The 23,936-nt window shown below is 52.3% G+C and carries 21 protein-coding genes and 1 rRNA gene; 18 read left to right on the top strand and 4 right to left on the bottom strand.

Annotated features, from left to right (window positions below; genetic code table 11):
* The first annotated feature begins 135 nt into the window (after nt 1-135).
* Nucleotides 136-1,479 (top strand): anaerobic sulfatase maturase, encoded by a 1,344-nt coding sequence (locus ABVM99_RS21250; RefSeq protein WP_021294455.1) that lies wholly within the window; start codon nt 136-138, stop codon nt 1,477-1,479.
* 79 nt (nt 1,480-1,558) lie between these two features.
* On the opposite strand, the gene ABVM99_RS21245 is transcribed toward ABVM99_RS21250, so the two are convergent.
* Nucleotides 1,559-2,371, bottom strand: coding sequence for a dienelactone hydrolase family protein (locus ABVM99_RS21245; RefSeq protein WP_000213959.1), 813 nt, complete (start codon nt 2,369-2,371; stop codon nt 1,559-1,561).
* 258 nt (nt 2,372-2,629) lie between these two features.
* On the opposite strand from ABVM99_RS21245, the gene udp reads away from it, so the two are divergent.
* The 9 genes from udp to tatD all read left to right on the top strand — a co-directional run bounded on the left by udp (nt 2,630) and on the right by tatD (nt 10,682).
* Entirely contained in the window at nt 2,630-3,391 is a 762-nt protein-coding gene (gene udp / locus ABVM99_RS21240; protein ID WP_000045169.1) for a uridine phosphorylase, read from the top strand.
* Nucleotides 3,392-3,530: 139 nt separating this feature from the next.
* Nucleotides 3,531-4,961: a DNA recombination protein RmuC gene (gene rmuC, locus ABVM99_RS21235; RefSeq protein WP_023194991.1), complete on the top strand. Its 1,431-nt coding sequence runs from the start codon at nt 3,531-3,533 to the stop codon at nt 4,959-4,961.
* A 95-nt stretch (nt 4,962-5,056) separates the two neighbouring features.
* Nucleotides 5,057-5,812: a bifunctional demethylmenaquinone methyltransferase/2-methoxy-6-polyprenyl-1,4-benzoquinol methylase UbiE gene (gene ubiE / locus ABVM99_RS21230; protein ID WP_000229009.1), complete on the top strand. Its 756-nt coding sequence runs from the start codon at nt 5,057-5,059 to the stop codon at nt 5,810-5,812.
* Nucleotides 5,813-5,821: 9 nt separating this feature from the next.
* Nucleotides 5,822-6,427, top strand: a complete 606-nt coding sequence (gene ubiJ, locus ABVM99_RS21225) for a ubiquinone biosynthesis protein UbiJ (protein ID WP_001116091.1) — start codon at nt 5,822-5,824, stop codon at nt 6,425-6,427.
* Nucleotides 6,424-8,064: a ubiquinone biosynthesis regulatory protein kinase UbiB gene (gene ubiB, locus ABVM99_RS21220; RefSeq protein WP_000187559.1), complete on the top strand. Its 1,641-nt coding sequence runs from the start codon at nt 6,424-6,426 to the stop codon at nt 8,062-8,064. Before ubiJ ends, ubiB begins: the two co-directional genes overlap by 4 nt.
* A gap of 205 nt (nt 8,065-8,269) precedes the next feature.
* Complete coding sequence (gene tatA / locus ABVM99_RS21215) at nt 8,270-8,524, top strand: Sec-independent protein translocase subunit TatA (protein ID WP_000508972.1); 255 nt, start codon at nt 8,270-8,272, stop codon at nt 8,522-8,524.
* Nucleotides 8,525-8,527: 3 nt separating this feature from the next.
* A complete protein-coding gene (tatB, locus tag ABVM99_RS21210) occupies nt 8,528-9,076 on the top strand; it encodes a Sec-independent protein translocase protein TatB (RefSeq protein ID WP_000459612.1) in 549 nt (182 codons plus the stop codon).
* A gap of 2 nt (nt 9,077-9,078) precedes the next feature.
* Nucleotides 9,079-9,858, top strand: coding sequence for a Sec-independent protein translocase subunit TatC (tatC, locus tag ABVM99_RS21205; protein ID WP_000257554.1), 780 nt, complete (start codon nt 9,079-9,081; stop codon nt 9,856-9,858).
* Between the two features lie 41 nt (nt 9,859-9,899).
* Nucleotides 9,900-10,682 carry a 3'-5' ssDNA/RNA exonuclease TatD gene (gene tatD / locus ABVM99_RS21200; RefSeq protein WP_023194990.1) on the top strand — a complete coding sequence of 261 codons (783 nt, stop codon included), beginning with the start codon at nt 9,900-9,902 and terminating at the stop codon, nt 10,680-10,682.
* 7 nt (nt 10,683-10,689) lie between these two features.
* On the opposite strand, the gene rfaH is transcribed toward tatD, so the two are convergent.
* Nucleotides 10,690-11,178, bottom strand: a complete 489-nt coding sequence (gene rfaH, locus ABVM99_RS21195) for a transcription/translation regulatory transformer protein RfaH (RefSeq protein ID WP_001192410.1) — start codon at nt 11,176-11,178, stop codon at nt 10,690-10,692.
* A gap of 185 nt (nt 11,179-11,363) precedes the next feature.
* On the opposite strand from rfaH, the gene ubiD reads away from it, so the two are divergent.
* From ubiD to ABVM99_RS21180, 3 genes are all read left to right on the top strand, one after another.
* Nucleotides 11,364-12,842 (top strand): 4-hydroxy-3-polyprenylbenzoate decarboxylase, encoded by a 1,479-nt coding sequence (ubiD, locus tag ABVM99_RS21190; RefSeq protein ID WP_024145460.1) that lies wholly within the window; start codon nt 11,364-11,366, stop codon nt 12,840-12,842.
* A gap of 85 nt (nt 12,843-12,927) precedes the next feature.
* A complete protein-coding gene (gene fre / locus ABVM99_RS21185) occupies nt 12,928-13,629 on the top strand; it encodes an NAD(P)H-flavin reductase (RefSeq protein WP_000209832.1) in 702 nt (233 codons plus the stop codon).
* 253 nt (nt 13,630-13,882) lie between these two features.
* A complete protein-coding gene (locus ABVM99_RS21180) occupies nt 13,883-15,706 on the top strand; it encodes an aryl-sulfate sulfotransferase (protein ID WP_000669887.1) in 1,824 nt (607 codons plus the stop codon).
* Nucleotides 15,707-15,902: 196 nt separating this feature from the next.
* On the opposite strand, the gene fadA is transcribed toward ABVM99_RS21180, so the two are convergent.
* On the bottom strand, nt 15,903-17,066 hold the full coding sequence (gene fadA, locus ABVM99_RS21175; protein WP_000438783.1) for an acetyl-CoA C-acyltransferase FadA: 1,164 nt from the start codon (nt 17,064-17,066) through the stop codon (nt 15,903-15,905).
* A gap of 9 nt (nt 17,067-17,075) precedes the next feature.
* Nucleotides 17,076-19,265 (bottom strand): fatty acid oxidation complex subunit alpha FadB, encoded by a 2,190-nt coding sequence (fadB, locus tag ABVM99_RS21170; protein WP_000966001.1) that lies wholly within the window; start codon nt 19,263-19,265, stop codon nt 17,076-17,078.
* Nucleotides 19,266-19,454: 189 nt separating this feature from the next.
* Here fadB and pepQ point away from each other — a divergent pair, with 189 nt between their 5' ends.
* The 5 genes from pepQ to ABVM99_RS21145 all read left to right on the top strand — a co-directional run.
* Nucleotides 19,455-20,786 carry a Xaa-Pro dipeptidase gene (gene pepQ, locus ABVM99_RS21165; protein WP_023194988.1) on the top strand — a complete coding sequence of 444 codons (1,332 nt, stop codon included), beginning with the start codon at nt 19,455-19,457 and terminating at the stop codon, nt 20,784-20,786.
* A complete protein-coding gene (locus ABVM99_RS21160; RefSeq protein ID WP_000378897.1) occupies nt 20,786-21,400 on the top strand; it encodes an IMPACT family protein in 615 nt (204 codons plus the stop codon). Before pepQ ends, ABVM99_RS21160 begins: the two co-directional genes overlap by 1 nt.
* 38 nt (nt 21,401-21,438) lie before the next feature.
* Complete coding sequence (gene trkH, locus ABVM99_RS21155) at nt 21,439-22,890, top strand: Trk system potassium transporter TrkH (RefSeq protein ID WP_000545688.1); 1,452 nt, start codon at nt 21,439-21,441, stop codon at nt 22,888-22,890.
* Between the two features lie 11 nt (nt 22,891-22,901).
* Nucleotides 22,902-23,447, top strand: coding sequence for a menaquinone-dependent protoporphyrinogen IX dehydrogenase (gene hemG, locus ABVM99_RS21150; RefSeq protein ID WP_000853982.1), 546 nt, complete (start codon nt 22,902-22,904; stop codon nt 23,445-23,447).
* Between the two features lie 377 nt (nt 23,448-23,824).
* Nucleotides 23,825-23,936: ribosomal RNA gene (locus ABVM99_RS21145) — 16S ribosomal RNA — on the top strand; the annotation flags it as partial.

Below are 23,936 nucleotides of genomic sequence, written 5' to 3'. Positions count from 1 at the left end.
TAGCGTCCCCGGAAGCAGCGCGGCGGCTTTTATTGCCTCGCAGATCGTTTTTCCTGTCATGATCGCCCAGCGCTCTCATAGCACAAAACGAGGTTTTCCATTCTGTTATGTTCCCTGGCGACGATAAACGTCGCATTGTCTCATGGCGCTGGTGAACCTTATTTTTTAACGGAGATGTCTGACATGGCGGTAGCAGGTTGTCACGTAATGGCCAAACCCGGCGGCGCGATTTGCAATATTGATTGCACATATTGCTTCTATCTTGAAAAAGAGGCGCTGTACCCGGAACGCAATAAAAACTGGCGGATGTCGGACGAGACGCTGGAACAGTTTATACGCCAGCATATTGCCGCGCAGAGTGGCGACCGCATTGACTTTGCCTGGCAGGGCGGCGAACCGACCATGATGGGGCTACCGTTTTTCCGCCGGGTTGTCGCATTATGTGAAAAGTACGGCGATGGGCGAAAAATCACTCATGCGTTGCAGACGAACGGCATCCTGGTGAATGACGAGTGGGCGCGCTTTTTCGCTGAACAGCATTTTCTCATCGGTCTCTCTATCGACGGCCCGGCGTCGTTACACAACCACTATCGGCTTAATCGCGCTGGAAAAGGAACTCATGAACAGGTCGTCGCAGCAATGGCGCGGCTTAAAGCGCACCATGTCGACTTTAATACCTTAACCGTCGTGGGAAAACATAACGTCGGTCATGCAGCAGACGTCTACGAATTTCTTCTGGCGGCGGGATCGCGTTTTATTCAGTTTATCCCGCTGGTGGAGCGAATGAGCACCGATAACTCATCGGTACTTAATCTGGTGATGCCCGGCGAAAGCGCGGCGACGCTGGCGCCATGGACGGTACCGTCGTGGCAATATGGCGAATTTCTCAACCAGATCTTTGATATCTGGGTTCGTCGCGACGTAGACCGCGTCTATGTGCAGATGTTTGACGTGGCGTTAGCCGCCTGGACGGCGCAGCAGCCGGTACTGTGTGTACATTCCGAGACTTGTGGACATGCCTTCGCGTTGGAGTCGAACGGCGATCTCTACAACTGCGACCACTTTGTCTACCCGGAGCATCTGCTGGGGAATATCCACCAGCACAGCATCAAAACCTTAAATAATAGCGAGCGGGCTATTGCGTTTGGCGAGGCCAAGCGGGAGACCCTGACCGCCGATTGTCGTCGCTGTGACTACCGCTTTGCGTGTCATGGCGGCTGTCCGAAGCATCGCTTTGCCGTCTCGCCGTCCGGTCATCCTGCGCATAATTACTTGTGTGCGGGCTATAAGCATTTTTTCCAGCACGTTACGCCGTATATGAATGTCTGGCGGGAGCTGCTGGCGCAAGGCTATCCGATGGCATCGATCATGCGCTGGCTGGCGCAGGACGCGCGTAAAGACACAGGAGCCGTCAGTCGTAACCATCTCTGTCCCTGCGGCAGCGGCAAAAAATATAAAAAATGCTGTGGTAAAGCATAGCTAACGTGGCGATGACGCTTTGTTGAGCCTACACCGACTCCGGTCTCGTAGGCCCAACAAACATCGTAATGCGCTGTGGTTAGCCTTTTTTCCCGCCGTACTGCGCGAACCATTCCAGCATTCTTTGCCAGCCGTCTTTCGCCGAGGCTTCGTGGTAGCCCGGACGATAATCGGCATTAAACGCGTGCCCTGCATCGGGATAGACCACGATTTCCGCCTTCGCATTAGCGGCGCGTAGCGCCTGACGCATGGTTTCCACGCTCTCCTGTGGAATACTGGTATCCTGTCCGCCGTATAAACCCAGTACCGGCGCGTTAAGATCGGTGGCAATGTCAACGGGATGCTTCGGCGAATTGAGTGACGTGTCGCCCACCAGCTTGCCGTACCACGCTACCGCCGCTTTTAACTGTGGGTTGTGCGCGGCGTATAGCCAGGTAATCCGGCCTCCCCAACAAAAACCGGTGATCATTAGCCGATGCGCATCCCCGCCGTTGCGCGAAGCCCAACTGGCGACGTGATCCAGGTCGGCAAGGACTTGCGAATCGGGTACTTTAGCCACCAGCCCGCTCAATAATGTGGGTATATCGGCGAAATCATTGGGGTCGCCTTCGCGGAAATAGAGCTCCGGCGCGATAGCGAGATAGCCTTCCAGCGCCAGTCGTCGGCAAATATCGCGAATGTGTTCATGTACGCCAAAAATTTCCTGTACCACAATGACCACAGGCAGCGCGCCGTCGCTTGCCTTTGGTCTGGCGTAATAGGCTGGCATATCGTCGCCCTGAGAGGGGATCGACGTTATCCCCGCGCTAATGGCCCCATCAGGCGTATGAATCATCGTAGGGGCAAGTGGGGAAGCTGCAGGTGCAAAGCCGGATGGATGTGTCGTTGTCATGGTATTCTCCGTACCCTTAAAAAATAGCGCAATCTTAACTATAGACAGTGTGTAACAAACCACATTGCCTTAAAGCGGCTATCTTTTGTTCAATGCCTGGCGATACTGATTATTTATTGTGATGCGCATCACTTTTTAATGGTAAACGAGTGCAATTGTTTTACGTCATAGTGATGGCTGTCACGAAAATATCTTTATGCCTTAGGTAAAGTGTCTCTTTGCTTCTTCTGACAAACCCGATTCACAGAGGAGTTTTATATGTCCAAGTCTGATGTTTTTCATCTCGGCCTCACCAAAAACGATTTACAAGGGGCCCAGCTCGCCATCGTCCCTGGCGATCCTGAGCGTGTGGAAAAGATCGCCGCGCTGATGGATAAGCCGGTTAAGCTGGCATCTCACCGCGAATTCACCTCCTGGCGCGCTGAGCTGGATGGCAAAGCAGTTATCGTTTGCTCTACCGGTATCGGCGGCCCGTCTACCTCTATTGCCGTGGAAGAACTGGCGCAACTGGGTATTCGTACCTTCTTGCGTATCGGCACCACGGGGGCTATTCAGCCGCACATCAACGTCGGCGACGTTCTGGTAACGACCGCATCCGTACGTCTGGATGGGGCGAGCCTGCATTTTGCGCCGATGGAATTCCCGGCGGTTGCCGACTTTGCCTGCACCACTGCGCTGGTTGAAGCCGCGAAATCGATTGGCGCCACGACTCACGTTGGCGTAACCGCCTCTTCCGACACTTTCTATCCGGGTCAGGAACGTTACGACACCTATTCTGGCCGCGTTGTTCGCCGCTTCAAAGGCTCTATGGAAGAGTGGCAGGCGATGGGCGTGATGAACTACGAAATGGAATCCGCTACGCTGTTAACCATGTGCGCAAGCCAGGGTTTACGCGCAGGTATGGTGGCGGGCGTTATCGTTAACCGTACCCAACAAGAGATTCCGAATGCGGAAACGATGAAACAAACTGAAAGCCACGCGGTGAAAATCGTCGTGGAAGCGGCCCGTCGTCTACTGTAATTCTCCTCTCTTTTGCAAAGGCCGACGCGTTCGGCCTTTTCTTTTTGCGTGGCGCCTCGCAGGAAATCCCTTTTAAACTGGACGTTTATACAGCACAATTCTATTTTGTGCAGGACAGTGTGGTTCCAGGAGAGGTGTTGTGGATATTACTCTTATGATAAGCGCCGTCGTGGCGCTGGCGGCTGGGGCGGTGATTGGCTGGCTGGCGACGAAAGCGCACGCCGATCAAATCCGCGCCGATCTTATCGAAGAACGGCGTGATCTGGATATCGAACTTAGCGCGGCCCGGCAGCAATTAGCGCAAGAAGCGCACTGGCGCAGTGAGTGCGAGTTACTTAATAACGAACTGCGTAGCCTGCACAGTATTAATACCTCTCTGGAAGCCGATCTGCGTGAAGTCACGACCCGTCTGGAAGCGACTCAGCAACACGCGGAAGACAAAATCCGTCAGATGATCAACAGCGAACAGCGTTTAAGCGAGCAGTTTGAAAATCTGGCGAACCGTATCTTTGAACACAGTAATCGTCGCGTAGACGAACAAAACCGACAAAGCCTGAATAGCCTGCTGACGCCGCTGCGTGAGCAACTGGACGGTTTTCGCCGCCAGGTTCAGGAGAGTTTTGGCAAAGAAGCGCAGGAGCGGCATACGCTGGCGCACGAAATTCGTAATTTGCAGCAGCTTAACGCGCAAATGGCGCAGGAAGCGATCAACCTGACGCGCGCTTTGAAAGGGGACAATAAGGCGCAAGGAAACTGGGGCGAAGTTGTGCTGGCGCGGGTGCTGGAGGCATCCGGACTGCGTGAAGGCTACGAATACGAAACCCAGGTCAGTATTGAGAACGATGCGCGCTCGCGGATGCAGCCGGATGTCATCGTCCGCTTGCCGCAGGGCAAAGATGTGGTCATCGACGCTAAAATGACGTTGGTCGCCTACGAGCGTTACTTTAACGCTGAAGATGACTACACGCGCGAGGCCGCTTTACAAGAGCACATCGCCTCGGTGCGCAATCATATTCGCTTACTGGGGCGTAAAGACTACCAGCAGCTTCCCGGCCTCCGCTCGCTGGACTATGTTCTGATGTTTATCCCCGTAGAACCCGCTTTCCTGCTGGCGTTAGATAAACAGCCCGAACTGATAACCGAGGCGCTAAAAAATAACATTATGCTGGTAAGCCCCACGACGCTGCTGGTGGCGTTACGGACAATCGCCAACCTGTGGCGCTATGAACACCAGAGCCGCAATGCGCAGCACATCGCGGACAGAGCCAGTAAGCTCTACGATAAAATGCGGTTGTTCGTTGATGATATGTCAGCGATCGGTCAGAGTCTGGATAAAGCGCAGGATAACTACCGCCAGGCGATGAAAAAACTTGCGTCGGGGCGTGGCAACGTTTTGGCTCAGGCGGAGGCTTTCCGGGGGCTAGGCGTGGAAATCAAACGCGAGATTAATCCGGATTTAGCGGAACAGGCCGTTACGCAAGATGAAGAATATCGTTTACGATCGATCCCTGAAGGGCGGCAGGATGAACATTATCCCAATGATGAACGGGTGAAGCAGCAGTTAAGTTAACCCATACGGAGTAGTTTAGTCCTGGCGCAGAGTAGGGCAAATTGGCCCAATCTGTTACACTTCTTGAACATTTTTATCGATAAGCAGGCACTGAGATGGTGGAAGATTCACAAGAAACGACGCACTTTGGCTTTCAGACCGTCGCTAAAGAGCAGAAAGCTGACATGGTGGCCCACGTTTTTCATTCTGTGGCGTCAAAGTACGATGTGATGAATGACTTAATGTCATTTGGCATTCATCGTTTGTGGAAGCGCTTCACCATTGATTGCAGTGGCGTGCGTCGTGGACAAACCGTTCTCGATTTAGCGGGCGGGACGGGCGATCTTACCGCGAAATTTTCACGTATGGTCGGGGAAACTGGCAAAGTTATCCTGGCGGATATTAATGATTCCATGCTCAAAATGGGGCGTGAGAAGCTGCGTAATATCGGCGTGATCGGCAACGTAGAGTATGTGCAGGCGAATGCCGAAGCTCTGCCTTTCCCTGATAATACGTTTGATTGCATTACCATTTCGTTTGGTTTGCGCAATGTAACGGAAAAAGAAAAAGCGCTGCGGTCAATGTTCCGTGTGTTGAAACCCGGCGGACGTTTACTGGTGCTTGAATTTTCCAAGCCTATCATTGAGCCGCTGAGTAAAGCGTATGACGCCTATTCTTTCCATATTTTACCGCGTATTGGCTCGATGGTCGCGAACGATGCGGATAGCTATCGGTATCTCGCGGAATCCATCCGTATGCATCCCGATCAGGATACCTTAAAAGCCATGATGCAGGACGCCGGATTTGAGAGCGTGGATTATTACAATCTGACGGCGGGTGTTGTGGCATTGCACCGTGGTTATAAATTCTAGGAGGGTGGAATGCCTTTTAAACCCTTAGTGACCGCAGGAATTGAAGGTCTCCTCAATACGTTTCTGTATCGTTCGCCAGCGCTGAAATCAGCCAGAACGCGCTTACAGGGAAAAGTACTGTGTGTGAAACTAAAGGGATTTTCGACGCCATTAGTCCTGGTATTCAGCGAACGCCAGGTTGATGTGCTGGGGGCATGGGAAGGCGAAGCGGACTGTACGGTAATCACTCAAGCTAGCGTTTTGCCAAAACTACGCGATCGTCAGCAGTTGGCCGCGCTTATTCGCAGCGGCGAACTGGAAGTGCAGGGCGATATTCAGGTCGTGCAAAATTTTGTGGCGCTCGCCGATCTCGCCGAATTCGATCCTGCGGAGCTGTTGGCGCCATACACGGGTGATATTGCGGCGGAAAGTATCGGTAAGGTCGTGCGTGGCGGGGCTAAATTCCTGCGCCACGGGTTTCAACGCCAGCAGCGTTATGCCGCTGAAGCGATCACTGAAGAGTGGCGTATGGCGCCTGGCCCGCTGGAAGTCGCATGGTTTGCCGAAGAAACCGCGGCTATTGAGCGCGCCGTAGATTCTCTGACCACACGGCTGGAAAAACTGGAGGCCAAATGACGCCAGGTGAAGTACGGCGCCTATATTTCATCATCCGCACGTTTTTAAGCTACGGCCTTGATGAACTCATCCCCCGAATGCGTCTTACACTGCCACTCCGATTATGGCGCTATTCGCTGTTCTGGATGCCAAACCGGCATAAAGATAAATTGCTGGGTGAACGATTAAGACTGGCGTTGCAAGAGCTGGGACCGGTCTGGATCAAATTTGGTCAGATGCTCTCCACGCGCCGTGACCTGTTCCCGCCGCAAATCGCCGATCAGCTCGCTTTGCTCCAGGATAAAGTCGCGCCATTCGATGGTCGGCTGGCGAAAGCCCAGATTGAAGAGGCGATGGGGGGGCTACCAGTCGAAGCCTGGTTTGACGACTTTGATATCCAGCCTTTAGCGTCGGCGTCAATCGCCCAGGTACATACCGCGCGATTGAAATCAAACGGTAAAGAAGTGGTTATTAAGGTCATTCGCCCGGATATTTTGCCGGTAATTCAGGCAGACCTGAAACTGATTTATCGCCTTGCTCGCTGGGTGCCACGCCTGTTGCCGGATGGGCGTCGTCTGCGTCCGACGGAAGTGGTGCGTGAGTATGAGAAAACGCTGATCGATGAGCTGAATCTGCTACGGGAATCGGCCAACGCGATTCAGTTACGCCGCAATTTTGAAAATAGTCCCATGCTGTATATCCCGGAGGTGTACTCCGATTACTGTAGCCAGAACATGATGGTGATGGAGCGGATATACGGCATTCCGGTTTCGGATGTGGCGGCGCTGGAAAAGAACGGCACCAACATGAAACTGCTGGCGGAACGCGGGGTTAAAGTTTTCTTCACCCAGGTTTTCCGCGACAGCTTTTTCCATGCGGACATGCATCCGGGAAATATTTTTGTCAGCCATGAACACCCTGAAAACCCGCAATATATCGGCATTGACTGCGGTATCGTCGGGTCGCTAAACAAAGAAGATAAGCGCTATCTGGCAGAAAACTTTATCGCGTTCTTTAATCGCGATTACCGAAAGGTGGCAGAACTGCATGTCGATTCAGGCTGGGTTCCGCCAGATACCAACGTTGAAGATTTTGAGTTTGCCATCCGCACCGTCTGTGAACCTATCTTTGAAAAGCCGCTCGCGGAAATCTCGTTTGGTCATGTGTTGTTAAACCTTTTCAATACAGCGCGTCGATTTAACATGGAAGTCCAGCCGCAACTGGTGTTGTTGCAGAAAACATTATTGTATGTTGAAGGGGTTGGGCGGCAACTTTATCCTCAGCTTGATTTGTGGAAAACGGCGAAGCCGTTTCTTGAGTCCTGGATCAAAGATCAGGTGGGTATTCCGGCTCTCACGCGGGCTCTTAAAGAAAAAGCGCCGTTCTGGGTCGAAAAAATGCCAGAAATACCTGAACTGGTGTACGACAGTTTGCGCCAGGGCAAATATTTACAGCACAGTGTTGATAAGATTGCGCGCGAGTTACAGGTAAACCATGTGCGCCAAAGTCAGTCTCGTTATTTATTGGGAATTGGCGCAACGCTGTTACTGAGCGGGTCATTCTTACTCGTCAACCGCCCTGAATGGGGATTGATGCCTGGCTGGCTCATGGTCGGCGGCGTAGTTGTCTGGCTGGTTGGCTGGCGTAAAACTCGTTGAGATTTTTTATCGCTCAACGCCGGTTGTGTCACGCAGGTACATATTATCACTCGAGGCAATACTCAGGCCGCAAGTCAATGTCGTCCCGGTCGTATGTAAAAGTATGTGAATAGGGCGGGCGAAAGCGGTTAACAAAGAGGCAGCGCGAAGGATAATGTGTATAATGCGGCCCTATTAATTCATCATCTATCACAGAGGAACATGTATGGGTGGTATCAGTATTTGGCAGTTGTTGATTGTTGCCGTTATCGTCGTACTGCTGTTCGGCACCAAAAAACTCGGTTCCATCGGTTCCGATCTTGGCGCGTCTATCAAAGGCTTTAAAAAGGCCATGAGCGATGATGATGCCAAACAGGATAAAACCAGTCAGGACGCTGATTTTACCGCTAAATCTATCGCGGATAAGCAAGGCGAAGCGAAAAAGGAAGACGCTAAAAGCCAAGATAAAGAGCAGGTATAATCCGTGTTTGATATCGGTTTTAGCGAACTGCTGTTAGTGTTCGTTATCGGCCTCATTGTGTTGGGGCCGCAACGATTGCCAGTAGCGGTAAAAACGGTAGCGGGCTGGATTCGCGCGTTGCGATCCCTTGCGACAACGGTTCAGAATGAACTGACTCAGGAACTGAAACTTCAGGAGTTCCAGGACAGTCTGAAAAAAGTCGAAAAGGCGAGCCTGGAAAATCTGACTCCCGAACTGAAAGCATCTATGGATGAACTGCGTCAGGCCGCGGAGTCGATGAAACGCACCTACAGCGCTAACGATCCCGAACAAGCGAGCGATGAAGCGCATACCATCCATAATCCGGTGGTAAAAGGGAACGAAACGCAGCATGAGGGCGTCACCCCTGCCGCCGCTGAAACACAGGCGAGCGCGCCGGAACAAAAGCCGGAGCCCGTTAAAGCTAACGTGCCTGAGTCGACGGAAACCGCTTCCGTAGCCACGATAGACGCCGAGAAGAAATCCGCTGCGCCTGTTGTCGAATCTTCCCCCTCGTCGAGTGATAAACCGTAAACATGGCTGTAGAAGATACTCAACCGCTTATCACGCATCTGATCGAGTTGCGTAAGCGCCTGCTAAACTGCATCGTCGCAGTACTTCTGATTTTTCTGGCGTTAATTTATTTCGCCAATGATATTTATCATTTAGTCGCCGCACCGCTGATTAAACAGATGCCGCAAGGGGCGACAATGATTGCGACGGATGTGGCGTCGCCGTTTTTTACGCCTATCAAACTCACCTTCATGGTGTCTTTGATCTTATCCGCGCCTGTCATTTTGTACCAGGTTTGGGCCTTTATCGCCCCGGCGCTGTATAAGCATGAGCGTCGTCTGGTCGTACCGCTGCTGGTATCCAGCTCGCTGCTTTTCTACATTGGTATGGCCTTCGCCTATTTTGTCGTATTCCCTTTGGCCTTTGGTTTCCTGACGCATACGGCGCCGGAAGGGGTACAGGTTTCGACAGATATCGCCAGCTATCTTAGCTTTGTTATGGCGCTTTTTATGGCCTTTGGCGTAGCCTTTGAAGTGCCGGTGGCGATTGTGTTGCTGTGCTGGATGGGCATCACGACGCCAGAAGATTTGCGTAAAAAACGGCCTTATATCCTGGTCGGGGCATTCATTGTGGGAATGCTGCTTACGCCGCCAGATGTTTTCTCGCAAACGTTGCTGGCGATACCGATGTACTGCCTGTTTGAAATTGGCGTTTTCTGCTCACGCTTTTATGTCGGTAAGCGACGGACGCGCGACGAAGATAACGAGGCCGAAACCGAAAAGGCCGAGCACACTGAAGACTAAACACAACCGCCCGCCAGGGCGGTTGTCATATGGGGGCAAGCATGTTTGATATTGGCGTTAATTTAACCAGTAGCCAGTTTGCAAAAGATCGTGATGATGTGGTCGCCCGTGCGTTTGCGGCGGGAGTAAAAGGTATGCTACTGACCGGAACGAACATCCATGAAAGTCAGCAGGCGTTAAAATTGGCGCGGCGCTACCCCCATTGTTGGTCGACGGCTGGCGTCCATCCCCATGACAGCAGTCAGTGGTCATCCGCGTCTGAAGACGCCATTATTGCGCTGGCGAACCAGCCGGAAGTCGTCGCTATCGGTGAGTGCGGGCTGGATTTCAATCGCAATTTTTCCACGCCGCAGGAGCAGGAGCGTGCCTTTCAGGCGCAGCTACAAATTGCCGCCGAATTGCAGATGCCAATCTTTATGCACTGCCGGGACGCGCATGAGCGATTTCTGGCATTGCTTGATCCCTGGCTGGATAGTCTTCCGAGTGCAATACTGCACTGCTTTACCGGTTCACGCCAGCAAATGCAGGCCTGTGTGGACAGAGGGCTCTATATCGGTATTACCGGGTGGGTTTGCGACGAACGACGCGGGCTTGAGCTACGTGAACTCTTACCGTTTATTCCAGCGGAAAAGCTACTGATAGAAACCGACGCGCCGTATCTGTTGCCTCGCGATCTTACGCCGAAACCAACGTCACGACGCAACGAGCCCGCGTATCTGCCTCACATCCTGGAGCGCATTGCGCTATGGCGTGGTGAAGATCCGCAATGGTTAGCGGCGATGACAGATGCCAACGCCAGAACCTTATTTGAGGTCGTATTCTGAATGATCGCTAAATCTTGCGAAAACCGGTGTTTTTTACGCTCTGCTTCACTTCTTTATTGAGTAAATTAAGCAGTAACATCGAACGCGTTTCGCCATCCGGTTCGGTAAAAATCGCTTTCAGCCCTTCAAATGCGCCTTCCGTGATGATGACGCTATCGCCGGGATAGGGGGTTTCAGGATCGACAACGCCTTCGGGCTTGTAGATAGAAAGCTGATGAATAACGCTGGAAGGCACGATCGCAGGATGCGCGCCAAAGCGCACAAAATGGCTGACGCCGCGCGTGGCGTTGATTGTAGTGGTATGTATCACTTCCGGATCAAATTCAACGAACAGATAATTAGGAAAGAGCGGTTCGCTGACGGAGGTACGTTTTCCGCGTACCATTTTTTCCAGGGTGATCATCGGTGTCAGGCAACTTACCGCTTGTCTTTCGAGGTGTTCCTGAGCACGCTGAAGTTGCCCGCGTTTGCAGTACAGTAAATACCAGGATTGCATAATGACTCTTATCCGCTTGTTCGGGGCGCAAGCATAGCAAAAGCCATGCGCGAAGTTAATTATACACTTCATCCTTTAAGCCGTATCTGGATTAGCGTTGGTTGCCAGAGTTCACGCTAATTTAACAAAAATACAGCATCCCGATGATGAACGCCGTATAATGATGCGCTTACCAAGAGGCTACAATGGACGCCATGAAATATCACGATTTACGCGACTTCCTGACGCTACTTGAGCAGCAGGGGGAACTAAAACGCATCACGCTACCTGTGGATCCTCATCTGGAAATCACGGAAATCGCTGACCGCACGCTGCGTGCCGGTGGACCGGCGTTGCTGTTTGAAAATCCTAAAGGTTACGCCATGCCGGTGCTGTGCAACCTTTTTGGCACGCCAAAACGCGTGGCGATGGGCATGGGCCAGGATGATGTTTCCGCATTACGGGAAGTGGGTAAATTATTAGCGTTTCTGAAAGAACCTGAGCCGCCGAAAGGCTTTCGCGATCTGTTTGACAAGCTGCCGCAGTTTAAGCAAGTGCTGAATATGCCGACGAAACGGTTACGCGGCGCGCCTTGCCAACAGAAAATCGCGTCTGGCGATGATGTCGATTTAACGCGTCTTCCTGTCATGACCTGTTGGCCGGACGACGCCGCGCCGCTGATTACCTGGGGACTGACGGTAACGCGTGGCCCGCACAAAGACCGGCAAAACCTGGGCATTTATCGTCAGCAGTTGATAGGTAAAAATAAGCTGATTATGCGCTGGCTGTCTCACCGCGGCGGCGCGCTGGATTTTCAGGAGTGGTTAGCCGCGCGTCCGGGTGAACGTTTCCCGGTCTCCGTCGCATTGGGCGCCGATCCGGCGACGATTCTTGGTGCCGTGACTCCTGTTCCCGATACTCTGTCGGAGTATGCCTTTGCGGGCCTGCTGCGCGGCACGAAAACTGAAGTGGTTAAATGCCTTTCTAACGATCTGGAAGTGCCTGCCAGCGCCGAGATTATCCTTGAAGGTTACATTGAGCCGGGAGAGATGGCGCCGGAAGGACCGTATGGCGATCATACGGGCTATTATAATGAAGTGGATAGCTTTCCGGTCTTTACCGTCACGCATATTACGCAGCGTGAGGATGCCATCTATCACTCCACCTATACCGGGCGTCCGCCCGATGAGCCTGCGGTATTAGGGGTGGCGCTCAATGAAGTCTTCGTGCCTATTCTGCAAAAACAGTTTCCGGAAATCGTCGACTTTTATCTGCCGCCGGAAGGGTGTTCTTACCGCCTGGCGGTAGTGACGATGAAAAAGCAGTACGCTGGTCATGCGAAACGCGTCATGATGGGCGTCTGGTCGTTTTTGCGCCAGTTTATGTATACGAAATTTGTTATCGTTTGCGATGATGACGTTAACGCACGCGACTGGAATGATGTGATCTGGGCGATTACCACCCGTATGGACCCTGCGCGGGATACGGTGCTGGTTGAAAATACGCCGATTGACTACCTGGATTTTGCCTCGCCGGTCTCCGGGCTGGGTTCAAAAATGGGGCTGGATGCCACAAACAAATGGCCGGGCGAAACCCAACGCGAGTGGGGTCGTCCTATTGTTAAAGATCCTGAAGTTACCGCGCGTATTGATGCGATTTGGGATGAGCTGGCTATCTTTAAATAACTGAAAGCGGACATCGACATTTCAGGCTGCGGCGACTCGGCTTAAAAAATGTCGGTATTGACCCGACACCCGACAGAGGGAGCGCATGACAACCTTAAGCTGTAAAGTGACCTCGGTAGAAGCTATCACCGATACCGTATATCGGGTTCGTTTAGTGCCGGACGCGGCGTTTTCATTCCGCGCTGGTCAGTATTTGATGGTCGTGATGGACGAGCGTGACAAACGCCCGTTTTCGATGGCCTCAACGCCGGACGAGAAAGGGTTTATTGAATTACACATTGGCGCCTCCGAGCTCAATCTGTATGCGATGGCGGTCATGGATCGAATTCTGAAAGACCGGGAAATCGTCGTCGATATTCCGCATGGCGACGCCTGGCTACGTGACGATGAAGAGCGTCCGTTGATTCTGATCGCGGGCGGTACGGGCTTTTCTTATGTGCGCTCCATCCTGTTGACGGCGTTAGCGCGCAACCCGAACCGCGATGTTACTATTTACTGGGGCGGCCGCGAAGAAAAACACCTCTATGATCTCTCTGAGCTGGAAGCACTCTCTGTTAACCATCCGAATTTGCGTATTGAACCTGTTGTCGAGCAGCCGGAAGAAGGCTGGCGTGGGCGTACAGGAACGGTACTTACGGCGGTATTGCAGGATTATGGTACGCTGGCGGGGCACGATATTTATATTGCCGGACGTTTTGAGATGGCGAAAATCGCCCGCGATCTGTTCTGTCATGAGCGTAACGCGCGGGAAGATCGTCTGTTTGGCGATGCGTTCGCATTTATTTAACTATTTTATGGGACGCAGTAGCGTCCCTTTTTACGTTAGCCTACCTAAAAGTCCTCTTAAATATTAATTAATCGTCAACTATAAAACGTTATGATATTGAATATCTACAGGCTTTGTATTGCGTGTAATAAATTAAGTAATATTATGTCCTGAGGCTATCAATAAAAATAGTTAATTATATATGCTTCATTTATTTTTATAAAAGAAACATAAAATGGAAAGTTAGTTATTTATTTATAAGGTGGAGAGTGTTATGAAATTTAAATATGCTTTAACTTCTCTCGCATTATCTGTTGCAATTTTGTCATCAGTACCTTCTACTGCTTTCGCCATCGGCGGCGCCAGCGGCGCTAAAGTGGACTATCAGGTCCAGGGAAAAATTGGCGAAGTTGTTATGAACCCCTATGATATCGCGCCGCTAACCGCCGTTATTCGTAATGGCGGTTACCAGTTACGTGACGTGCATGTACGGATTGTCCCCAAAGAAAATGGCCAGGAGATCGCGTATAAAGTTAATAATAAATACCTTTTAACGTATGGCGGTATCCCCGTCTTTGGTCTTTACCCAGATTATGTCAATACCGTTGAAGTTGAATATACAAGGATCCAGGGTAGTAAAACCGAAAATATAAAAGAAAGCTATAAAATGTATGCGCCGCCTGCCTATATTGAATCGGCGGGTACAAAAGAAGAACAATCAGCACTCTTTACTATCGATGTTAAAAAGGTTTCCCCAGAATTTAAAGATCGCTTGTATCTTTTGAATAATACGAAAGATAAGTCTGGGAATGGAACGCGTACTGTCTGGAACAACCCTACTGGGGGTGCATTAGAATGGAACTTCACTACAGCTAACGCTATTATCGACACCTCCGGTGATATTCGTTGGTTTATGAATCCAAGTTCAATTTATGATTTAAAGTCAATTTATCGTGCTGGCGTTATGATGGGCTTTAAACAAAACCAGGATGGCGCACTATCGTGGGGCTACGGTCAGCGTTATGTGAAATACGATATCATGGGGCGTGAAATCTTCAACCGCCGCCTGCCGGATAATTATAACGATTTTTCACACTCAATGGATAACGCGGCCAACGGTCACTACTTCCTGCGTGTAGCCAGCTCTAACTATAAACGTCCTGATGGGAAAAATGTTCGTACCGTGCGTGATGTGATTGCCGAAGTTGATCAGAACGGCGTGGTAGTGGATGAATGGCGTCTGTTTGATATCCTCGATCCTTATCGTGATGTGATAATGAAAACCCTCGATCAGGGCGCTGTGTGCCTGAATATCGACGCCAGCCAGTCCGGCCATACGTTGAGCGAAGAAGATCTGGCGGCGCTGGACTCCTCCGACAAATTCGGGGATATCGTGGGTAGTGGGGCTGGCCGCAACTGGGCGCATGTCAACAGCGTCGACTATGACAGTGAAGATGATTCCATCATCATCAGCTCCCGCCACCAGAGTGCGATTATCAAAATCGGCCGCGATAAGAAAGTGAAGTGGATACTGGGTACGCCTGCTGGCTGGAAAGCGCCATTTAATGCCGCAATTCTGACGCCTGTGGATAGCAAAGGCCAAAAAATCGCCTGCCAGGACAGTGGCTGCGAGGGTGACTTCGACTGGACATGGACGCAACATACGGCCTTTAAAATTGATAGTAAGAGTAAAGGCGATATCTTATACCTTTCCGCTTTCGACAATGGCGATGGCCGCGGCTTAGAACAGCCTGCTATGCAGAGTATGAAATACAGCCGCTCCGTGATTTACAAAATCGACCAGAAAAACAAGACAGTCCAACAGATCTGGCAATACGGTAAAGAGCGCGGGAACGAGTGGTTTAGCCCGGTAACCTCTATCACCGAGTACCAGACTGACAAGAATTCTGTGTTCGTGTATTCCGCAACAGCAGGTGGTGCGTTTGATTTGTCGGTAGGCGCATTTACCAGCTTACCTAATCCGTATCTGGAAGAGTTCAAATGGGGAGAAAAAGAGCCTGCGGTCGAAATGCAAATACATGGTGCGCGTGGATATCAGGCTATGCCATTTAGCCTGACCAAAGCGCTTACTGAGTAGAACGGGCCATACGGTGAAAAAACCCGCCCCTGACGGGCGGGAAAAACGGCAACTAAACTGTTTCCCGTCATAATTCGCGCAGCCTCTTTGTTGGCTGCCTTTGCTCACCCCGGGCACATGGTTATCTATGTGCCCGGGGATTCGCTCAGTTGCCGCTGCGCTGCAATGCGAGTTATTTAGGGGATATTATCTTTGATTAAACCCGCTCAAACACCGTGGCGATGCCCTGACCCAGACCAATACACATCGTCGCCAGACCAAACTGCGCGTCTTTGCGCTCCATCAGGTTGATAAGCGTGGTGCTGATACGTGCTCCGGAGCAGCCGAGCGGATGACCAAGCGCGATCGCGCCGCCGTTGAGGTTGATCTTCTCGTCTATCTGCTCCATCAATCCCAGATCCTTAATGCATGGCAGGATCTGTGCGGCAAACGCTTCGTTCATCTCAAACACATCGATATCGCTGGCTGACAGTCCCGCTTTTTTCAACGCCAGTTTTGACGCCGGAACCGGCCCGTAACCCATAATTGACGGATCACAACCCACCACTGCCATTGAGCGAATACGGGCGCGAGGTTTCAGGCCCAGCTCACGGGCACGACTTTCGCTCATTACCAGCATGGCGGCTGCGCCATCGGAAAGCGCGGATGAGGTGCCCGCCGTGACCGTGCCACTAACCGGATCAAATGCCGGACGCAGCGTTGATAGCGCTTCGACCGTGGTTTCCGGGCGGATCACTTCATCGTAGCTAAACTGCTTCAACACGCCGTCTGCATCATGACCGCCAGTCGGGATAATCTCCGTTTTGAATGCGCCAGACTGGGTGGCGGCCCAGGCGCGAGCGTGAGAACGCGCGGCGAACTGGTCCTGCATTTCCCGGCTAATGCCGTGCAGGCGGGAGAGCATTTCCGCCGTTAGCCCCATCATCCCTGCCGCTTTGGCGACGTTGCGACTCAGACCCGGGTGAAAATCCACACCGTGACTCATCGGCACGTGCCCCATATGCTCCACGCCGCCAACCAGACAAACCTGCGCATCGCCGGTCATGATCATTCGCGCTGCATCGTGTAACGCCTGCATCGAGGAACCACACAGACGGTTGACGGTGACCGCCGGTACCGAATGGGGAATTTCTGCCAGCAGCGCGGCGTTACGGGCAATGTTGAAGCCTTGCTCCAGCGTTTGTTGTACGCAGCCCCAGTAAATATCATCGAGGGTGGCCGCTGTAAGCGACGGATTACGCGCCAGCAGGCTACGCATTAAGTGGGCGGAGAGATCTTCTGCCCGCACGTTGCGAAACGCGCCGCCCTTCGAACGGCCCATCGGGGTGCGAATAGCATCGACAATGACAACCTGTTCCATTGTGACTCCTTAAGCCGTTTTCAGAGAACCAACCGGACGGGCTGGTTCAACCGGGGGATAATACGGTTCGTTATGGCGCGCTTTATTACGCAGCCCTTCCGGCACTTCATACAGCGGGCCGAGGTGTTGATACTGCTGCGCCATATCAAGATATTTCGCGCTGCCCTGTGTATCCAGCCAGCGGAATGCGCCGCCATGGAACGGAGGGAAGCCCAGGCCGTAGACCAGCGCCATATCGGCTTCCGCCGGGCTTGCGATAATGCCTTCTTCCAGACAGCGAACCACTTCGTTAATCATCGGGATCATCATACGGGCGATTATCTCGTCGTCGCTGAAGTCGCGTTTCGGCTGACTGACGCTTGCCAGCAGGTCATCCACCGCAGCATCTTCTTCTTTCTTCGGCTTACCCTTGCTGTCTTCTTTATAGCGCCAGAAGCCCAGACCGTTTTTTTGCCCAAAACGGCTGGCGTCAAACAATGCGTCGATCGCGTCGCGATACTCTTTCTGCATCCGTTGTGGGAAGCCTGCCGCCATTACCGCCTGCGCGTGGTGGGCGGTATCAATACCCACCACGTCGAGCAGATAGGCCGGGCCCATCGGCCAGCCGAACTGTTTTTCCATCACTTTATCGACTTTGCGGAAATCCGCGCCGTCGCGCAGCAGTTGACTGAAACCGGCGAAATAGGGGAACAGCACGCGGTTAACAAAGAAGCCGGGGCAGTCGTTAACTACAATCGGTGTCTTGCCCATTTTGCTGGCCCAGGCGACGACTTTGGCAATGGTTTCGTCTGAACTCTTCTCGCCGCGAATGATTTCAACCAGCGGCATCCGGTGTACCGGGTTGAAGAAGTGCATTCCGCAAAAGTTTTCCGGACGTTCCAGGGCGCTTGCCAGTTCGCCAATTGGGATGGTGGAGGTATTTGAGGCCAGCACGGTTTCCGGGCGCACTTTCTGCTCGGTTTCCGCCAGTACCGCTTTTTTGACTTTCGGATTTTCGACTACCGCTTCGACAACAACATCTACGCGATCGAAACCGGCATAATCGAGAGTCGGGTGGATGGTCGAAATGACGCCCGCCAGCTTCAGCCCGTCGATCTTGCCGCGCTCCAGCTGTTTGTTCAGCAGCTTGGCCGCTTCGGTCATGCCGAGGTTCAACGATTTATCGTTGATATCTTTCATGATGACCGGTACGCCTTTCCAGGCCGACTGGTAAGCGATACCGCCGCCCATAATACCCGCGCCCAGTACGGCTGCCTGTTTCGGCGTCTCAATATCTTTGGTCAGCTTTTTGGCTTTACCTTTTACATATTGATCGTTGAGGAAGATACCGACCAGCGCACGAGCCTCATTGGTATGCGCCAGCGGAACAAAGCTTTTATTTTCCAGATTCAACGCTTCTTCACGACCAAAACGCGCGGCGGCTTCAATGGTTTTCACTGCGGTCATCGGCGCCGGATAATGTTTACCCGCCGTTTGTGCGACCATGCCTTTAGCGATGGTAAAGCTCATCGCCGCTTCAATCTTACTGAGTTTCAACGGTTCCAGTTTCGGCTGGCGTTTAGCTCTCCAGTCGAGATCGCCGGTAATGGCCTGGCGTAACACCGCTATCGCGCCTTCAATTAGCTTCTCTTGTTTGACCACGCCGTCCACAAGGCCGATTTTCAGCGCGTGCTCAGCACCGACATCTTTACCTGCCGCGATAATCTCCAGAGCGCTGTCTGCGCCCAGCATACGCGGCAGACGAACGGAGCCGCCGAAACCCGGCATGATGCCCAGTTTAGTTTCCGGCAGACCAATACGGAGGTCTGGCGTCGCCAGACGGTAATCGGTGGCCAGTACGCATTCGCACCCGCCCCCCAGCGCATAGCCGTTTACGGCGGCAAGGGTCGGTACGGGTAAATCTTCCAGACGGTTAAAGACGCTATTAGCGAAATGCAGCCATTGGCTTAACTGCTCTTCGGGGACGAGGAACAGTGAAAGAAATTCGGTGATGTCCGCGCCGACAATAAAGGCCGCTTTATTCGAGCGCAGCAGCAGCCCTTTTAAATCGTGTTGCTTTTCCAGCACCTCAAGCGCCTGGCCGAGGCTGGCGACGGTTGCGGTGTCGAGTTTATTGACCGAGCCTGGAGCATCGAACACCAGTTCGGCGATGCCATCTTCCAGCCAGTCGAGGTACAGGGTGTCGCCTTTATAAAGCATGTCAGTCTCCTGAATCCACAAGGTGATCTGGTCGTACCAGATGAAGCGAAGTGTGTATTTTGTGTTAATAAAATGCAAATAAATGATTAAAGAAATGCCGGTGTGATCACGCTCGGCAGAGATCACGCTCTCGTGGGGCGATGTGCTAAGATGCGGAAACTTGAGGTCAAAAAAACAGAAGGGTAAAAAATGGAATCACTGGCCGCGCTCTATAAAAATCATATTGTTACCTTACAAGAACGGACGCGCGATGTTCTGGCGCGCTTTAAGCTGGATGCGTTACTTATTCATTCCGGCGAGCTTTTCAACGTCTTTCTCGACGATCACCCTTATCCGTTTAAGGTCAATCCGCAGTTTAAAGCGTGGGTGCCGGTAACTCAGGTTCCAAATTGCTGGCTGCTGGTCGATGGCGTCAACAAACCCAAATTGTGGTTTTATCTGCCGGTCGATTACTGGCATAACGTTGAACCGCTGCCAACGTCATTCTGGACAGAAGAAGTCGAGGTCGTCGCCTTACCGAAAGCGGATGGCATCGGCAGCCAACTTCCTGCCGCGCGTGGCAATATCGGCTATATCGGCCCGGTTCCTGAGCGCGCGCTACAATTGGATATCGTCGCCAGCAACATCAACCCGAAAGGTGTTATCGACTATCTGCATTACTACCGCGCCTATAAAACGGATTATGAACTGGCCTGTATGCGCGAAGCGCAGAAAATGGCGGTGAGCGGTCATCGGGCGGCGGAAGAGGCCTTCCGTTCCGGCATGAGCGAGTTTGACATCAACCTGGCGTACCTGACCGCCACGGGACATCGCGATACCGATGTTCCGTACAGCAACATTGTGGCGCTGAACGAACATGCCGCCGTGCTGCATTACACGAAACTGGATCATCAGGCACCGTCTGAAATGCGCAGTTTCCTGCTGGATGCGGGCGCGGAATACAACGGCTACGCGGCGGATCTGACGCGGACCTGGTCGGCGAAAAGCGATAACGACTACGCCCACCTGGTGAAAGATGTTAACGACGAACAGTTGGCGCTGATCGCTACCATGAAGGCGGGCGTTAGCTATGTGGATTATCATATTCAGTTCCATCAGCGCATCGCGAAGCTGCTGCGTAAACATCAAATCATTACCGACATGAGTGAAGAGGCGATGGTGGAAAATGATCTCACCGGGCCGTTTATGCCGCACGGTATTGGTCATCCGTTGGGTCTGCAGGTACACGATGTGGCCGGGTTTATGCAGGATGATTCCGGTACGCATCTCGCCGCGCCGTCCAAATACCCGTATCTGCGCTGCACGCGTGTGTTACAGCCGCGAATGGTGTTGACCATCGAACCGGGGATTTACTTCATCGAATCGCTGTTAGCGCCGTGGCGCGAAGGCCCGTTCAGCAAGCACTTCAATTGGCAGAAAATTGAAGCGCTCAAGCCTTTCGGCGGTATTCGCATTGAAGATAACGTGGTCATCCACGAAAACGGCGTGGAAAACATGACGCGGGATTTAAAACTGGCGTAATGGACAGTTGGTTAATCCCTGCAGCGCCGGTCACCGTTGTTGAAGAGATCAAAAAAAGCCGCTTTATTACGCTATTGGCGCATACCGATGGCGTAGACGCGGCGAAAGCGTTTGTTGAGTCAGTCAGAGCTGAGCACCCTGATGCGCGCCACCATTGTGTGGCGTGGGTGGCGGGTGCGCCGGACGACTCACAACAACTGGGCTTTTCAGACGACGGCGAGCCGGCGGGAACGGCAGGCAAGCCGATGCTTGCGCAATTGATGGGCAGCGGCGTCGGAGAAATTACTGCCGTCGTCGTGCGCTACTATGGTGGTATTCTGCTGGGTACGGGCGGGCTGGTAAAAGCCTATGGCGGCGGTGTGAATCAGGCATTACGTCAGCTTGCCACACAACGCAAGACGCCATTAACCGAATATACTTTGCAGTGTGAGTACGGTCAGTTGGCTGGAATCGAAGCATTATTAGGACAGTTTGCCGGGAAGATCGTTTCCAGCGATTATCAGGCGTCTGTTCGGCTCAGGGTGGCGCTTCCTTTTGCTCATGTGAATGCATTTTCCACAAAACTGGCGGATTTTAGCCGTGGTTCATTGCAATTGTTAGCGATTGAAGAATAATCCCCACCTCATTTTTAAGAATAAAGGAAGCGGCAGAGATGCATTTTCGCGCCATTACCCGAATCGTTGGACTACTGGTTATCTTATTTTCGGGGACAATGATTCTCCCGGGACTGGTAGCGCTAATATATCGTGATGGCGCAGGAAGAGCGTTCACGCAGACCTTTTTTGTCGCGCTGGCGATCGGTTCCATACTGTGGTGGCCAAACCGTAGGGAAAAGGGCGAGCTGAAATCCCGCGAAGGATTTCTTATCGTGGTGCTGTTCTGGACCGTGCTGGGCAGCGTGGGTGCGCTACCGTTTATTTTCTCGGAAAGCCCAAACCTCACCATTACCGATGCTTTTTTTGAATCGTTCTCCGGGTTAACCACCACGGGCGCCACTACGCTGGTGGGGCTGGATTCATTACCGCACGCCATTCTCTTTTATCGTCAGATGCTGCAATGGTTTGGCGGTATGGGGATCATTGTGCTGGCGGTGGCGATTCTCCCTATCCTCGGCGTCGGGGGGATGCAGCTCTATCGGGCAGAAATGCCGGGGCCGCTCAAAGATAACAAAATGCGCCCGCGTATTGCCGAGACGGCGAAAACGCTGTGGCTTATCTATGTTTTGCTAACGGTAGCCTGCGCGCTGGCGCTATGGTTTGCAGGGATGCCCGCGTTTGACGCTATCGGACACAGCTTCTCCACTATCGCTATCGGCGGCTTCTCAACGCATGACGCCAGCGTAGGCTATTTTGATAGTCCCACTATTAATACCATCATCGCTATTTTCCTGCTGATCTCCGGTTGTAACTATGGCCTGCATTTCTCTTTATTAAGCGGGCGTAGCCTGAAGGTATACTGGCGCGATCCGGAATTCCGCATGTTCATCGGCGTACAGTTGACGCTGGTGGTGATCTGCACGCTGGTACTGTGGTTCCATAATATCTACGACTCGGCGCTGACAACGCTAAATCAGGCATTCTTCCAGGTCGTGTCGATGGCGACAACGGCAGGGTTTACCACGGACAGCATTGCGCGCTGGCCGCTGTTTTTGCCCGTCTTGCTGCTATGTTCCGCGTTTATTGGCGGTTGCGCCGGGTCAACGGGCGGGGGGTTAAAGGTCATCCGTATTCTGTTGTTGTTTAAACAGGGGAACCGCGAACTCAAACGTCTGGTGCATCCGAATGCCGTTTACAGTATTAAGCTGGGGAACCGGGCGCTGCCAGAACGTATTCTGGAAGCCGTCTGGGGATTCTTTTCTGCCTACGCGCTGGTATTTATCGTCAGTATGCTGGCTATTATCGCTACAGGCGTAGATGATTTCTCGGCTTTCGCCTCGGTAGTGGCTACGCTTAATAACCTGGGACCGGGGCTGGGGGTGGTTGCTGATAACTTCGCCAGTATGAATCCGGTTGCGAAATGGATACTCATCGCCAACATGCTATTTGGTCGTCTGGAAGTATTCACTTTGCTGGTACTTTTTACCCCGACTTTCTGGCGTGAATAATGGAGTAACACGTGAAAACATTGATTCTTTTCTCTACCCGGGACGGGCAAACGCGCGAAATTGCCTCTTATCTGGCTTCTGAACTCAAAGAGATGGGGATCTGGGCCGATGTCGTTAATCTGCATCGTGCAGAAGAGCCGGACTGGGATAGCTATGATCGCGTAGTGATTGGCGCGTCTATTCGTTATGGCCATTACCACAGCGCCTTTCAGGAGTTCGTTAAGAAATACGCCACGCGGTTGAACGGAATGCCGAGCGCCTTTTATTCCGTTAACCTGGTGGCGCGTAAAGCTGAAAAACGGACGCCGCAGACTAACAGCTATGCGCGTAAGTTTTTAATGAGCTCTCCGTGGCGACCTGACTACTGTGCCGTCATTGCAGGCGCGCTTCGCTATCCCCGCTATCGCTGGTATGACCGTCTGATGATCAAGCTTATTATGAAGATGTCGGGCGGCGAAACGGATACCAGTAAAGAAGTGGTGTACACCGACTGGGAGCAGGTTGCGCACTTTGCCCGTGAAATAGCCCATTTAACCAACAAATCGTCGGCAAAATAAACGCAAAGAATAAAAAGTGCGCACTCAGAAAATTATTTTAAATTTCCTCTTGTCAGGCAGAAATAACTCCCTATAATGCGCCACCACTGACACGGAACAACGGCACACAGGCCGCCGGGTCAGCGGGGTTCAGACCAGAACCTCACGGAGAAAAGCGAAAATAAACGCTTGACTCTGAAGCGGGAAGGCGTAATATGCACACCCCGCGCCGCTGAGAAAAAGCGAAGCGGCACTGCTCTTTAACAATTTATCAGACAATCTGTGTGGGCACTCGAAGATACGGATTCTTAACGTCCTTGGACGAAAAATGAATACCAAGTCTCAAGAGTGAACACGTAATTCATTACGAAGTTTAATTCTTTGAGCATCAAACTTTTAAATTGAAGAGTTTGATCATGGCTCAGATTGAACGCTGGCGGCAGGCCTAACACATGCAAGTCGAACGGTAACAGGAAGCAGCTTGCTGCTTTGCTGACGAGTGGCGGACGG

It is taken from the genome of Salmonella sp. SJTUF15591 (genome assembly GCF_043356435.1).
In the GTDB taxonomy this organism is placed as follows: domain Bacteria; phylum Pseudomonadota; class Gammaproteobacteria; order Enterobacterales; family Enterobacteriaceae; genus Salmonella; species Salmonella enterica.
This window is presented reverse-complemented; position numbering and strand designations above follow the sequence as displayed.